7 protein-coding genes are annotated in these 15,196 nt (G+C 67.9%); 5 read left to right on the plus strand and 2 right to left on the minus strand.

Annotated features, from left to right (window positions below):
* Positions 1-263: 263 nt before the first annotated feature.
* Positions 264-1,766, minus strand: a complete 1,503-nt coding sequence (locus ACTJJK_RS11340) for a peptide MFS transporter (RefSeq protein WP_031372712.1) — start codon at positions 1,764-1,766, stop codon at positions 264-266.
* A gap of 624 nt (positions 1,767-2,390) precedes the next feature.
* Complete coding sequence (locus ACTJJK_RS11345; RefSeq protein ID WP_031372711.1) at positions 2,391-3,269, minus strand: tryptophan 2,3-dioxygenase; 879 nt, start codon at positions 3,267-3,269, stop codon at positions 2,391-2,393.
* 172 nt (positions 3,270-3,441) lie between these two features.
* On the opposite strand from ACTJJK_RS11345, the gene ACTJJK_RS11350 reads away from it, so the two are divergent.
* The 5 genes from ACTJJK_RS11350 to ACTJJK_RS11370 all read left to right on the plus strand — a co-directional run bounded on the left by ACTJJK_RS11350 (position 3,442) and on the right by ACTJJK_RS11370 (position 15,082).
* A complete protein-coding gene (locus ACTJJK_RS11350; RefSeq protein WP_440730236.1) occupies positions 3,442-7,014 on the plus strand; it encodes a lamin tail domain-containing protein in 3,573 nt (1,190 codons plus the stop codon).
* A gap of 210 nt (positions 7,015-7,224) precedes the next feature.
* Complete coding sequence (locus ACTJJK_RS11355; RefSeq protein WP_440730237.1) at positions 7,225-10,788, plus strand: lamin tail domain-containing protein; 3,564 nt, start codon at positions 7,225-7,227, stop codon at positions 10,786-10,788.
* Positions 10,789-11,497: 709 nt separating this feature from the next.
* On the plus strand, positions 11,498-12,571 hold the full coding sequence (gene pdhA / locus ACTJJK_RS11360) for a pyruvate dehydrogenase (acetyl-transferring) E1 component subunit alpha (protein ID WP_031372707.1): 1,074 nt from the start codon (positions 11,498-11,500) through the stop codon (positions 12,569-12,571).
* Positions 12,568-13,599: an alpha-ketoacid dehydrogenase subunit beta gene (locus tag ACTJJK_RS11365; protein WP_051885130.1), complete on the plus strand. Its 1,032-nt coding sequence runs from the start codon at positions 12,568-12,570 to the stop codon at positions 13,597-13,599. Before pdhA ends, ACTJJK_RS11365 begins: the two co-directional genes overlap by 4 nt.
* Positions 13,600-13,723: 124 nt before the next feature.
* Positions 13,724-15,082: a dihydrolipoamide acetyltransferase family protein gene (locus tag ACTJJK_RS11370; RefSeq protein ID WP_440730238.1), complete on the plus strand. Its 1,359-nt coding sequence runs from the start codon at positions 13,724-13,726 to the stop codon at positions 15,080-15,082.
* Positions 15,083-15,196 lie beyond the last annotated feature (114 nt).

Raw genomic sequence — 15,196 nt, forward strand, 5'->3', positions numbered from 1 at the left:
ATACGGGACATCCCTGTCCCGATGAAAAACGGCCCGCATCCCTGCGGGCCGCCCTCCGGGTCTTCTATTGCCTTCGCTAGTGCGGCTCGGCGCACAGCAACAACAACAGCAACGGCAACGAAACCGGTAGCCCGATGGTTGGCGGCAGCCCCCTCACCGTCATCGCGCCCCGGACATCGCCGCCCCCGACCCACAAAAAAAGACGACGGCCGTAGCCGTCGTCTTTCGTTCGCCACCTGGCCGCGCGAAACGCGGCAGAGCGATTACTTCACGCCGTGCATCAACTTCTGCACCAACGGCGCGATCAGGAACAACAGCACGCCCGCGCCCACCAAGGCGTAGAAGCCGAAGGTGTAGCCGCTCAAGGCCGAGGTCGTGGTCATGCCGCCTTCGCCGCTGACCACGCCGGCGAAGATGCCCGACAGGTTGTTGCCGATGCCGGTCGAGAGGAACCAGCCGCCCATGCCGAAACCGACCAGGCGCATCGGCGCCAGCTTGGTCACCATCGACAAGCCGATCGGCGACAGGCACAGCTCGCCGACGGACTGGATCACGTAGACCATGAACAAGGTCCAGAACGGAATCTTGCCGGCGTCGTTGACCAGGCCCGACAAGGCGAACATCAACAGCGCGAACGCCAGGCCGTTGAAGATCAGGCCGAGGCCGAACTTGCGCGGAATCGACGGATTGGCCGAACCCATCTTGACCCAGATCAGGGCGATGATCGGTGCCAGGGTGATGATCGCCAGCGAGTTCACCGACTGGAACCAGGCGTTCGGGAACAGGAAGTCGCCGAGCTGGCGGTCGACGATCTTGTCGGCGAGGAAGGTGAAGGAACTGCCGGCCTGCTCGAAGAACATCCAGAACAGGATGTTGAAGGTGAAGATGATCAGCATCGCGATCACTTTGTCGCGTTGCACCTTGCCCTCGCGGAAGCCCTCGACCAGCAACAGGGCGCACAGGGCGATGAACATCGCCAGCAGCACCCACTGCAGGGTGGTCGCGCCGACGGCAAGCAGGAAGTACACCACCGGGATCGCGGCCAAGGCGCCGAGGAACACGTACAGCACCTTCTGTTTGCCGGCGCTGTCGGACGGCGGGCGGCCGATGCCTTCGAGCTGACGGCGACCGAACCAGAACCACACCAGGCTGGCGATCATGCCCAGGCCCGAGGCGATGAACACCATCTTGTAGACGGGCATGGCCGCGGTACCGAACACCTTTTCGGCGAGCAGGCCGGTCAGGATCGGCGAGATGAAGGCGCCGGCGTTGATGCCCATGTAGAAGATGGTGAAGCCCGAGTCGCGGCGGCCGTCGCTGACGCTGTAGAGCTTGCCGACCATGGTCGAGATGTTCGGCTTGAACAGACCGTTGCCGACCACGATCGTGGCCAGGCCGAGTTTGAACACTTGGTCGTTCGGGATCGCGATCAGGAACAGGCCGGTGGCCATGATGACCGCGCCGAGCAGGATCGAGCGTTGGTAGCCGAGCACCCGGTCGGCGATGTAGCCGCCGAAGATCGCCGCGGCATACACCAGGGCCAGGTAGGCGCCATAGATGCGGTTGGCAGGCGCTTCGCCGGCGGCGTCGCCGCCGTGGAACTGGGCCACGATGTACAGCACCAGCGCCCAGCGGATGCCGTAGAACGCGAAGCGCTCCCAGAACTCGGTCATGAACAGCATCCACAAGGGCTTGGGATGCCCCAGCATTTGCTTGAACTCGGGTATGGGCGCCTGGCCCTGGGTCGGTATCGCGGCTCCGCTCATGCGGTGTCCCCTGTCGTGTCGAAACTGAATGAAAATCCCACGCCAACGGCACGGGTCGGGGAGATTTACCGGCATGGACCGGTCCCGTCAAACCTTTATTCCACGCATTGCGCTTTGTTGCGACGCAACAATCACGCTTGCAAACCCATGAACGGGGGAGAATTTTGCGCGATGCGGCGGTTGGAGGTGCCGGTTTGCGGCGATCCGGGCTCCTTGGAAGACCCAGGCTGGGCCCTCCGGGGTCGGTGTTGCCGGCGCAGTTACTGTGAGTTCGCGGTCACGGCTCGCGACCGCAGGCACTCCAACAGGACACCGCTCCAACCCGGAAGCTGCAGGACGGCGAGCCCGGCCGAACTCCAATCGCCACGAGAACCTTCAGCCGTCATCCCCGCGCAGGCGGGGATCCAGAGACCTCAAACGTTGCGGCACGAGAGCCCTGGATTCCCGCCTGCGCGGGAATGACAGCGGGATTCACCGACAGTCGCCTGGTCGTTCCAGTAACTTCGCCGTCGACGCATCCAGCGAGGCGGTCGCGGCTTGCGGCCGCGGAAAATCCGGCAGGACGCTGCTCCTATCCTTTAACAGCGCCCACTCGATACGGGGCGGTATCGAAACCCTGCAGCCTCAGGTCCCGGCGCCGTAGCCGTCGGCGGGGCCGATGGTGGTGCGCACCTCGAACAGCTCCGGGAAGAAGGTCAGTTCCAGCGCCTGCTTGAGGAAGCCCACACCGCTGGAGCCGCCGGTGCCGCGCTTGAAGCCGATGATGCGCATGACCGTGCGCATATGGCGGAAGCGCCACAGCTGGAACTGGGTTTCCAGATCGACCAGGTCCTCGCACAGGGCGTACTCGCGCCAGTACAGGTCGGTGTTCTCGTAGATGCGCTCGAACACCGGCTGCAGCGCCGGGTCGCTGACGTGCGGCTGGCGCCAGTCGCGGTCCAGATGGATCGCCGGGATCGGGTGGCCGAAGCGCGACAGATACATCAGGAACTCGTCGTACAGGCTAGGCGCCGACAGCGCCTTCTCCAGCGAGACCTGGCCCTGCGGGTCGTGCGCGAACACCCGCAGCATGGCTTCGTTCTTGTTGCCGAGCATGAACTCGATGGTGCGGTACTGCAGCGACTGGAAACCCGACGACGGCCCCAGGGTTTCGCGGAAGCCCATGTATTCCGACGGCGTCAGCGTCTCCAGCACCGACCACTGCTCGGTGAGCTGGCGCAGCACCTGCTTGCAGCGCGCGAGGACTTTCTGGCATTGCCAGACCTGGTCGTGGCGCAGATGTTCGAGCGCGGCGCTCAGCTCGTGGATGATCAGCTTCATCCACAGCTCCGAGACCTGGTGCTGGATGATGAACAGCATCTCGTCGTGGTGGGCCGGGTCCGACAGCGCGCGCTGCGCCGACAGCAACCGGTCGAGTTGCAGATAGCCGCCGTAGCTGATGCGTCCGGACAGGTCGGTATGGATACCGGCTTCCAGTTCGCGCTGGTTTTTCTCGACGGACATCGGCGGCACTCACGGCAGGGGCGCAAAGCGTAACGCATCGCCTGCGCCGGGGTCGGCTTTCGTAATTGCAGCAGGCAGTTACGTCTCCCCGTCGCGGCCTGTGCGACGCCTAAAACGCACAATAACCGGGCCTGCCAAGCACGTCCCGCAGGCGCATTCTCGAGGGGAATCCATGCACAAACTCGCAAGCCGCGCTCTCGCGGCCGGCATCGCTTTGGCTTTGGCCGGCGCAGCCGAGGCACAGGTGGTCATTTCTCAGGTCTACGGCGGTGCCGGCCAGAGCGGCGCACGCTATAGCGCCGACTTCGTCGAACTGCACAACAACGGCAGCGTCGCGGTCGACCTCAACGGTTGGAACCTGCATTACGCGCCGGCCAACGGCGCCTATGGCTGGCAACGCACGCCGTTGAGCGGCGTCATCGCGCCCGGCGGTTACTTCCTGATCCGCCAACGCGTTTCGATCGGCTCGACTGCGCTGACTAGCTACGATCTGAGCGGCAACGTCTCGCTCAACCACCTCAACGGCAAGCTGGCACTGGTCGATCACTCCAGTCCGATCGTCGTCTCCTGCCCGACCGGTTCGATGGACTTCGTCGGTTACGGCAGCATCGACTGCGCCGAAGGTTCGGCGCCGGCGCCGGCCGGCGGCCTCGTCACCGCGCAACTGCGCAGGGACGGCGGTTGCGTCGACACCCAGGCCAACTCGGTCGATTTCAGTCTCGGCGCGCCAACCCCGCGCAACCGCAACTCGGCGAGGCGAATTTGTCCGGCCGGCCCGCCTCCGCGCCTGTCGGCGAACGACGTGACCCAAACCGAAGGACAGGATGGCATCGCGCCGTTCGTGTTCCGGCTCAAGCTCGATCGTCCCGCCGGCCCCGGCGGGGTCAGCTGGAGCGTTTTCAGCAACGGCCAGGGCAGTGCAACGCCGGACCAGGACTACCTGCCCATCGATCTGCGCGGCACCATTGCCGCCGGCCAGACCGAGACCAGCTTCGCCTTGCCGGTCAGGGGCGACCGGTTGACCGAGAGCGACGAAACCGTCGCCCTTCAGATCAAAGTCCATTCCGGCGCGGTCACCGCCAACGGCGATTACCTCAACGTCCAGGCGACCATCGTCAACGACGATCCGCAACAGCCGCCGCCGCGTGTATCCCTGCAGACGAACGCACTTAACGAGGGAGACGCCGACATCGCGCCGTTCCCGATCGAACTGCGCCTGGACCGTCCCGCCGGCAGCGACGGCGTGCGGGTCCGGCTGAGTTCGGTCGACGGCGGCTCGGCGACGAGCCACGAGGACTATCTGCCGTTCGAGTACGAAGCGGTGATCGGCCCGGGCCAGGATCGCGCCCACGTCAGCTTCGGGGTGCGCGGCGACACGCGTTACGAAGGCGACGAGACGGTCAGGATCAAAGGACAAATCCTGTCCGGCGCGATCGCCGACAACGGCGGCGTCGACCTCGAAGGCCTGGTCACCATCGTCGACGACGATCTGCGGGTGGTGCCGATCGCGGCCGTACAGGGCCGCGAGGCGGTCTCGCCGTTGCGCGGCGAATTCGTCTCGGTCGAAGGCCTCGTCACGGCGCTGAGCGACGACGGTTTCTATCTGCAGAGCGAGGAGTTCGAAAGCGACGGCGATCCGGCGACCTCGCAGGGCCTGTTCGTGCAGACCGGCCATCGCCCCGATTCGAAGTGGCGCGGTTTGCGCGTGCGTGCGACCGGCACGGTGACGGAGTTGTCCGACAGCGGCAGTCACCCGCTGCGCGGCACGATGACCGCAATCGCAGGCTCGCCGGCGATCGCCCTGCTGACGAGTTCGCCGCGCCCTCTGCCGCCGGCGCCGTTGCTGCCCTGGCAGCCGTTCTACGGCGCGCCCGACTACGAAGCCTTCGAAGGCATGCGCGTGGGCTTGCCGGAGGTGCGCGTGGTCGGTCCGACCGGTGGCAGCTTCGATGCGATGCAAGAACGTACCCGCAGCGACGGCCGCTTTCATGTCGCGCTCGGTCCCTACGATCAGCCGGCGCCGATGCGCGAGCCGGGCACGCGCTACCCGCCGATCTTCCACGGCCAGCCGCAGGATTGGCTGCCGCGTTGGGACGGCAATCCCGAGGCGATCGGTGTCGACAGCGATGCCGATGGCCACGCGCCGCTCGATGTCGCGATCGACACCCGCATCGATGGGATCATCGGTCCGCTCGATCAGCGCAGCGGGCGCTACACCGTAGCCCTGCAGCACGATGCGCAGTTGCTCGTGCGCGGATCGTTGCAGGCGCCGCCGCGCATCGAGCCGGGCGACCCGCAGCAGCGTCAGACCGCGGTGGTCAGCTACGACCTCGGCGATCTCTACGACGAGTACAGCCCGCCCAACTCGGGTCAGCCGACCACGCCGATGCCGGCGTTGGAACGCCGCCTCGGCAAAATCTCGCGCAGCCTGCGCGAGAACCTGCTGATGCCGGACCTGGTCGCGATCGCCGGCATCGAGAACGAAGCCCTGCTGCAGCGCCTGGCCGAACGCATCAACCGCGATGCGACCGCGTCGGGCAACGGCAACCCGCAGTACCGCGCCATCGCCCTGCCCAACGTCGATCCGATCAAGCCGCATATCGGTCTGCTCGCGCGCAGCGAACAGGTCGGCAGTTGGGGTTCGCGGGTGATCGTCGAACGCGTCGTCCAGATCGGCCGCGATGCACTGCTGCCGAATAGCGCCGGCCCTTCGCCGTTGTTGTTCGATCAAGCGCCGCTGAGCGTCGATGCCACCACCCAGTCCATCGACGGCCACCGTTTCCGCCAGCGTTTGCTGCTGGTGCAACTGGCGCCGATGGCCGACAGCGACGCCGACACGCCACAGGCCGAACGCCAGCGCGATCGCCGGCACCTGCAAGCCGAGTTCATCGCCGGCTGGGTGCGGCAGCAGCAGGACGAACCCGATGCGCCACCGCTGTTGGTGCTGGGCCGCTTCGACGCGCATGCGTTCAACGACGGTTTGGTCGATCCGGTCGGCACCTTGACCGGCCGTCCGACCGAAGGCGTGAGCACGATGGTGCTGGGCGACGGCGTCGACCGTTTCGATCCGGATCTGCTCAACCTCACCGCGACCGAGCCAGGATCGGAACGCTATTCCTCGATCGACGAAGGCAGCCGCCAGGAGCTGCAGCACGCCTTCGCCGACGAGCGCCTGGTCGGCGCCACCGACCGGATCGAGGTCCAGCGCCTGCGCAGCAATGCCGGCTATCCGGCGGTGCTGCGCGATGCGGAAGGCGTGCCGATGCGCGCCGGCGACGTCGACCCTCTGCACCTGCGGCTGGTGCCCCGCACGCGGGCCGATCTGTCGGTCTGGGCCGGGCCCATGAACGGCGGTGAGACGCTGGAGGCCGGCCGCCCCCTGGAGCTGTCGGTATCGGTCGACAACGCCGGTCCGGACTGGGCGCGCCAGGTCGGCCTCGGCCTGGCCTTGTCCGGGGCCTGGCCGAACCTGGAGGTCAGCGCGGTCGCGCCGGGCTGGCGCTGTGGAGTGCCGGTGGTCGAGGGCGACCACACCAGCCTCGCCTGCACCGGCGAACAGGTCGACAGCAGCGGCCATGTCTCGCAGTGGTTCCATCTGCGCGCCGCTACCGACGCCTCGATGGCCGGGCGCACGGTCGAGCTCGCCGCCTCGGTGACGTCCCCGTCGGCCGATCCGGACCCGGCCGATAACGCCGCGCGGACCACGCTGCGGATCCTCGCCCCCGGCGGCGCGCCTCAGCCCTGAGTCGCCTCGCCCGCCCCCGGCGCAAGCCGGGGGCTTCGACGCCGTCCGGGCCGTCCCGGGCGGCGCCGAGACCCGCCGGAGCCCGCCGAGAGTGACCCAGGTCGCGATTTTCCGGGCCGTCATGCCCTTGCAACGCCAAAAAGTGAGCATTGATGCACAATCCCCTCTGTCTGCTTCCGGGGGGATCCAGGCGTCCACATGGGGAAAAACATGGATAAGTTAGGGGGCCGCCTGTTGGCGGCGGTATTGGCCTTTGCGGCGGCCGGTTCGGCGCAGGCGCAAGTGGTCATCAGTCAGGTTTACGGCGGCGGCGGCAATTCCGGCGCCACGCTGAAAAGCGATTTCATCGAGTTGCACAACAACGGCAGCACCGCCGTCGATCTCAGCGGCTGGAGCGTGCAGTACGCCTCCAGCGCCGGCACCACCTGGCAGCGCACCGCACTCAGCGGCAGCCTCGCGCCAGGCGCTTATTACCTGGTCAAGCAGGCCGACGGCACCGGTGGCTCGGTCGATCTGCCGACGCCGGATACGGTCGGTACCATCCCGATGGCGGCCGGCGCCGGCAAGGTCGCGCTGGTCAACAACACCACCACGCTGAGCGGCAGTTGCCCGCTCGGCAACGTCGACTTCGTCGGCTACGGCACCGCCGCCAATTGCGCCGAAGGCAGCCAGCCGACCGCGACGATCAGCGCCGTGCTCGCCGCGGTGCGCGCCGGCAAGGGCTGCACCGACAGCAACGTCAACGGTGCCGATTTCGATACCGCCGCACCGGCGCCGCGCAACCGCGCCAGCGTCGCGTTCTCCTGCGCCGGCGCCAACCTGCCGGTGCTCAGCATCGCCGACGTCACCCAGATCGAGTCCTCTCCGGACTTCCGTTTCACCGTGAGCCTGTCGGAAGCGGCCGGCCCGGGCGGCGTCAGCGTGTCCTACGCCACCGCCGACGGCACCGCGACCGGCGGCGACGACTACTCCTCGATCGCCGGCACGCTGACGATTCCGGAAGGCGCCAGCTCGGCGATGATCGTGATCCACGTGACCGTCGACGACGCGAACGAGAACGACGAGACCTTCTTCGTCCGCCTCAGCGCTCCGGTCGGCGCCAACCTCGGCGATGCCGAAGCGATCGGCACCATCGTCACCGATGAAGTCGAGCTGACCCCGATCCATGCGATCCAGGGCAATGGCGCGCAATCGCCGCTGCTCGGCCAGCGCGTCTACACCACCGGCATCGTCACCGGCCGCAAGAGCAACGGCTTCTTCCTGCAGACGCCGGACAGCCAGATCGATGCCGATCCGGCCACCTCCGAAGGCGTGTTCGTGTTCGTCGGCAGTGCGCCGCCGGCCATCGCCGCCGTCGGCAACGTCGTGCGCGTCAACGCCAGCGTGATCGAGTTCGTGCCCGGCGCGGACCCCGGCCAGGCGCCGCTCACCGAGCTCGGCAATGCCCCGCAGGTGGTGCTGATCTCGGTGCCGCCGGTGATCGGTCCGAGCACCTTGCCCGCCGCGATCGCGCTGAACCCGACCTTCCCGGATCCGTCCGGCGGTCTCGACCAGCTCGAACGCCTCGAAGGCATGCGCGTGACCATCCCGAGCGCGACCGTGGTCTCGCCGACCCAGGGCTCGAAGAACGAAACCAATGCCACCGGCAGCGGTAACGGCATCTTCAACGTCGTGGTCACCGGCGTGGCGCGTCCGTTCCGCGAACCCGGCATCCAGGCGCCGGACAGCGCTCCGGGCGGCGGCAGCATTCCGCCGATCCCGCGTTGGGACTTCAACCCCGAGCTGATCACCGTCGACAGCGACGCGATCGGCGGCACTGCGTTCAACCTGTCCAGCGGCACCGTGCTGACCAACCTGACCGGCCCGCTCGACTACGGCTTCCGCCGCTACACGATCCTGCGCGATCCGAATGCACTGACCACGATCACCCAGGAGCGCCAACCGACCGCGGCCCGTCTGCCGGACATAAGCGAGTTCACCGTCGCGGCCTACAACGTCGAGCGTTTCTTCGACGCCGCCAACGACCCGGCGATCGGCGAACCGGTGCTGACGCCGGACGCGTATGCCCGCCGTCTCAACAAGATCTCGCTCGGCATCGGTTACCTGCAGCGTCCGGACATCCTCGGCCTGGTCGAAGTGGAGAACATCAGCGCCGCTCAGGACATCGCCGCGCGCGTCAACGCCGATGCGGTGGCAGCCGGTCTTCCCGATCCGAAGTACGTCGCTTACCTGCTGGAAGGTAACGACATCGGCGGCATCGATGTCGGTTATCTGATCAAGACCGCCGACATCGCCGCCGGCACCGCCCGCGTCGAAGTGCTGTCGGTGACCCAGGCCGGCAAGACCGCGACCTGGACCCAGCCGGACGGCAACAGCGCCCTGCTCAACGATCGTCCGCCGCTGGTGCTCGAAGCGGTGGTCCACAACGGCGACGGACGCAGCTTCCCGATCACCGTGATCCTGGTGCACCAGCGCTCGCTGATCGACAGCGAACTCGACACCGACGCCGGCCATCGCGTGCGCATGAAGCGCCAGGCCCAGGCGGTGTTCCTCGCCAACTTCATCCAGCAGCGCCAGTTGGCCAATCCGGCCGAACGCATCGTCACCCTCGGCGACTTCAACGCGTTCGAGTTCAACGACGGCCTCGTCGATGTGATCAACACCGTCGCCGGCACGCCGACGCCGGACGATCAGACCGCGGTGCCCGGCGACGGCGCCGACCTGGTCGAGCCGAACCTGAGCAACCTCGGCGAACTGGCCACGCCGGATCAGCGTTACTCCTACACCTTCGGCGGCAATGCGCAGACCATCGACCAGGTCCTGGCCAACCAGGCCCTGATCGCCGCGGCGACCGGCCTCAAGCTGGATCACGCGCGCATCAACGCCGACTTCCCGGAGATCAACCGCAGCCTCGGCGATTCGCCGTCGCGCCTGTCCGACCACGACCCGGTCATCACCTACATCGACTTCCGCCGCCGCGCGGATCTCGCGGTGACCGCTTCGACCTCGACCGCCTCGGTGCGCGTCGGCCAGCCGGTGAACTTCAGCGTCGCGCTGAACAACGCCGGCCCCGAGCAAGCCGACTACCCCGGCATCGGCTTCGCCATCAACGCCGAACTGCCGGCCTTGAGCGTGGTCGCCCCGGCCGGCTGGAGCTGCGATGCCCCGGCCGTGGTCGACGGTTCGACCAGCGTCGCCTGTAACCGCACCAGCATGGCCAACGGCGAAACGGCGACGTTCGCGCTCTCGGCCGTCGCCAGCGAAGCGATGATCGGCAAGACCACCACCCTGGCGGTCGCGGCGCAGTCGCAGTCGCTGGACCCGGTGCCGGGCAACGACGGCGCCAGCGTCAGCATCGAAACCACCGCGCGCGCCGACCTGGCCATCGACGTCGACGGCCCGCGCGCCCTGCGTGGCGGCCAGAACGGCCAGTTCGCCGTCACCGTGCGCAACCGCGGCGGCGACGTCGCGGTGCTGCCGAGCCTGAACCTGTACGGCGATGCTCCGGCAGGCAACGTCTCGATCGCCGCACCGAGCGGCTGGACCTGCACCGTCGCCGCGCACGGCAACGGCTTCGAAGCGACCTGCAACGGCACCCGACTGGCGGCGCGTAGCGAACAGCGTTTCGACTTCGTCATCGTCGCACCGCGTCCGCGCCTGTGGGATCGCAGCCTGACCCTGCTCGGCTTCGCCGCATCGGCAGTGGAAGATCCGAATCCGTTCAACGACTTCGCCCTGCACCACGTCCAACTCGCCGGACCGTGGTGGTGGTAAGTCCGCGGGCGGCGCCACGCCGCCCGGCGTGATTCGATCGGCAACACAAAAGCGCGGCTCCGGCCGCGCTTTTTTTTTGCCCGGCGTTTGCGCTCGCGATGAACTCGGTCGGCATCGCCGGAAGCACGCAGGCCAGCGACACGCGTGCAAGGCCCGACGGCTTTGCCGGAATGGGCGTCTGCGCGAACGACCGCCGTAAGCGCGCGGCACACTCCGTACTGCGCCGTTTCGTGCGCCAACCGGCACGCAAAGTCGTGAACGCCATCGCGGCGCGCGTCTGGCCGCGGTCGATGTTGCGTTTCCGCAACCCACAGCGGCGCGCGCGACCGATGCCTCGCCGATGCGAGCGCGGCAGACACGCAAGTACGCACCCGGCAACGGAAAAACGCCGCCGGCCGCGCCTGCGGCGATGCCGATCCGAACGCCGAAACCCCCGCGCGCCGCACACGGCGAGTGCGACGCCTAGCCGGTTTCGCCTCGCAATGCATGTCGCAGCGCGCAACGGCGCTTAACAAGCGTTTCGGTATCATCCGCGCCATGACGCAGTGCTCGGCCCGCCGGGCGCCGCGGCTTTAGCCCGGCCCGGAATCCTCTCGTTCGCACGGAGAATCCGGACCCAGCCAGTCTGAAGCTGACCAGCGCGCCCGGCACTGGATCCGGGACCGGAATGATTCGGACCTCATCCCTATTCTGTGAGGACCTTCCCCCGATGACCGTCGCCGCGACGTTCGAAATCGAGTATCTCCAATACCTCGGCGCAGACGGTCGACCCGTCGCCGAGATTCCGGCCGCGTTCAAGGACGCCAACACGCTGCTGCCGTTGTTCAAGCAAATGCTGTTCGTGCGCACCTTCGACACCAAGGCCATCGCCCTGCAGCGCACCGGCAAGCTCGGCACCTACGCCGCCTGCCTGGGCCACGAAGCCACCCATGTCGGCATCGGCGCATCGATGTTGCCCGACGACGTGTTCGCACCGAGCTATCGCGAGTACGGCGCGCAGTTCATGCGCGGCGTGCAACCGCGCGAAGTGCTGATGTACTGGGGCGGCGACGAACGCGGCAACGACTTCGCCGGTCCGCGCAAGGACTTCGCCTGGTCGGTGCCGATCTCGACCCAATGCCTGCACGCCGCCGGCGCCGCGCTCGCCTTCAAGCTGCGCAAGGAAACCAATCTCGCGGTCGCCTGCTGCGGCGACGGCGGTTCGTCCAAGACCGACTTCTACGCCGCGCTGAATTCGGCCGGCGCCTACCAACTGCCGTTGATCCTGTGCGTGATCAACAACGGTTGGGCGATCTCGGTGCCGCGTTCGGCCCAGACCGGCGCCAAGACCCTGGCCCAGAAGGGCCTGGCCGGCGGCCTGCACTGCCTGCAGGTCGACGGCAACGACCTGATCGCGGTGCTCGAAGGCATGCGCCGCGCCGCCGAACTGGCGCGCAGCGGACAAGGCGGCAGCGTGATCGAGTTCATGACCTACCGCCTGCACGACCACACCACTGCCGACGACGCGCGCCGTTACCGCGACGAGGCCGAGGTCAAGGACGCGTGGACGCGCGATCCGATGCCGCGCCTGCGCACTTATCTGACCGCGCAGGGCGTGTGGAACGAAGAACTCGAAAAAGCCTGGGCCGAGGAATGCGGCAAGAAGGTCGACGTCGAGATCAACGCCTATCTGGAAACCCCGGTGCAACCGGTCGAAGCCATGTTCGATTACCTCTACGCCGACATGCCGGCGGACCTGCTCGCCCAACGCGCCGCCGTACTCGCTCTGGAGGGCCGTCGATGAACGTCGCCACCAAGACCACCGTCGATACCGCCCAGCCGGTCGCCACGCCCGCCGCGATCACCCTGATCGAAGCGATCACTCAAGCGCTCGCCTATGAGATGCGCCACGACGACAGCGTGCTGGTGCTCGGCGAAGACGTCGGCGTCAACGGCGGCGTGTTCCGCGCCACCGCCGGCCTGCAGCAGGTGTTCGGCCCGGAACGCGTGCTGGATACGCCGCTCGACGAAACCACCATCGCCGGCCTCACCGTCGGCCTGGCCGCGCAGGGCATGAAGCCGGTCGCCGAAGCCCAGTTCGACGGCTTCGTCTATCCGATGCTCGACCACATCATCTGCCACGCCGCGCGCTTCCGTCACCGCACCCGCGGCCGCCTGACCTGCCCGATGGTGCTGCGCGTGCCGTGGGGCGGCGGCATCCGCGCGCCGGAACACCACAGCGAAGCCAACGAAGCACTGTTCACCAACGTGCCGGGCCTGCGCGTGGTGCTGCCGTCGTCGCCGGCGCGCGCCTACGGTCTGTTGCTCGCCGCGATCCGCGATCCGGACCCGGTGATCTTCTACGAACCCAAGCGCATCTACCGCCAGTACAAGGAAGTCGTCGCCGACGACGGCGAAGCCCTGCCGCTGGACGTGTGCTACGTGCTGCGCGACGGCACCGACATCACCCTGGTCACCTGGGGCGCGCAGGTCAAGGAAGCGCTGGAAGCGGCCGACAAGCTCGCCGGCGAAGGCATCAGCGCCGAAGTCATCGACGTCGCCACGCTCAAGCCGCTGGACTTCGCCACCATCGCCGAGTCGGTCAGCAAGACCGGCCGTTGCGTGATCGTGCACGAGGCGCCCAAGACCGCCGGCTTCGGCGCCGAGATCGCCGCGCGCCTGGCCGAGGAGTCGATGTACGACCTGCTCGCGCCGGTCGAGCGCGTCACCGGCTACGACACCCACATCCCGCTGTTCCGTCTGGAGATGAAGTACCTGCCGAGCGTCGACAAGATCGTCGCTGCGGCCAAGCGCGCGATGGCCAACGGCTGACGCGCGCGCTTCGACACGACGGGCTCCCACGATCGCATCGTCCGGTCGCCGACCGGCGATGCGCAGCATGCAAGACGAAGGCCGAGTGCGGGCCTTCGTTCATCACCCTCTCAGAGAACGAGTCATGAGCGATACCAAGACCTTCCTGCTCCCCGACCTCGGCGAAGGCCTGCCCGACGCGACCATCGTCGAATGGTCGGTCAAGGTCGGCGACACCGTCCGTCTCGACGACACCCTGGTGTCGATGGAAACCGCCAAGGCCGTGGTCGAAGTGCCCTCGCCCGTGTCGGGCAAGGTGCTCAAGCTCGCCGGCGCCGCCGGCGATGTGATCGTCACCGGCACCATGCTGGCCGAGTTCGAGATCGACCCGAACCTGCCGCAGCGCGCCGACGGTCAGGACACCGGCCATCACCACGGCGGCGGCCATGCGCCGGCGCCGCAGGCAGAACCCGCTCCGGCGGCGGCCAAGCCCGCCGAAGCCGCCGAGCGCGCCGACAGCGGTACCGTGGTCGGTGCGATGCAGTCCTCCGATGCGGTGCGCAGCGAGCAGGCGGTCGCGGTCGGCGGCGTTAAAGCGATGCCGGCGGTGCGCGCGCTGGCGCGCAAGCTCGGCGTCGATCTGAGCCGCGTACGCGCCACCGGCGCCGACGGCGTAGTGACCATGGACGACGTCAAGCGCGCCTCCGCCGACGGCAGCGCGCAAGCCGGCGCCGCGCCGGTGCAGCGCGCGGCCGATCGCGCACCCGCGCTCGCCGCGGCACCGGCTGCGGTCGCCGCACCGGTACGCAGTGCGCTGTCGGCCTCGGGCCGGCCGATGCGCACCCAGCCGCCGGGCGTTGCCGTCACCGGTCAGCCCGAGCAGCTCAAGGGCGTGCGCCGCAACATGGCGCGGGTGATGGCCGATGCGCACAGCAAGGTCGTGCCGACCACGCTCGCCGACGACGCCGACATCAACGCCTGGCAGCCCGGCAACGACATCACCGGCCGCCTGGTGCGCGCGATCGTCGTCGCCTGCAAGACCGTGCCCGCGCTCAACGCCTGGTTCGACGGCGACAAGCTCACCCGCACCCTGCATCCGCAGGTCGACATCGGCATCGCCGTCGACACCGACGACGGCCTGTTCGTGCCGGCGCTGCGCAATGCCGACGTGCTCGATTCGCGCGGCGTGCGCGAGGCGATCAACCGCCTGCGTGCGCAGGTCGAGGACCGCAGCATTCCGGCTTCGGAACTCAGCGGTTACACCATCTCGCTGTCGAACTTCGGCATGTTCGCCGGCCGTTACGCGACGCCGGTGGTGGTGCCGCCGACGGTGGCGATCGTCGCCGCCGGCAAGGGCCGTCACCAGATGACCCCGGTGATGGGCGGCTTCGAATCGCACAAGGTGATTCCGCTGTCGCTGACCTTCGATCACCGCGCCTGCACCGGCGGCGAAGCAGCGCGCTTCCTCAAGGCGATGATCGACGACCTCGCGCGTCCGAACTGAGTCCGAGCGAAAGACACCGCTCCCGCATCGCGCGGGAGCGGTTCGGGCCACCGCAAGCCCTGCGATCGACCGCCACGGCGCCGACCATGCGCCGTACTCGCGGATCGGGCCTCG

This window comes from Lysobacter sp. 22409, assembly GCF_052045105.1.
GTDB classification, from domain to species: domain Bacteria; phylum Pseudomonadota; class Gammaproteobacteria; order Xanthomonadales; family Xanthomonadaceae; genus Lysobacter; species Lysobacter antibioticus_B.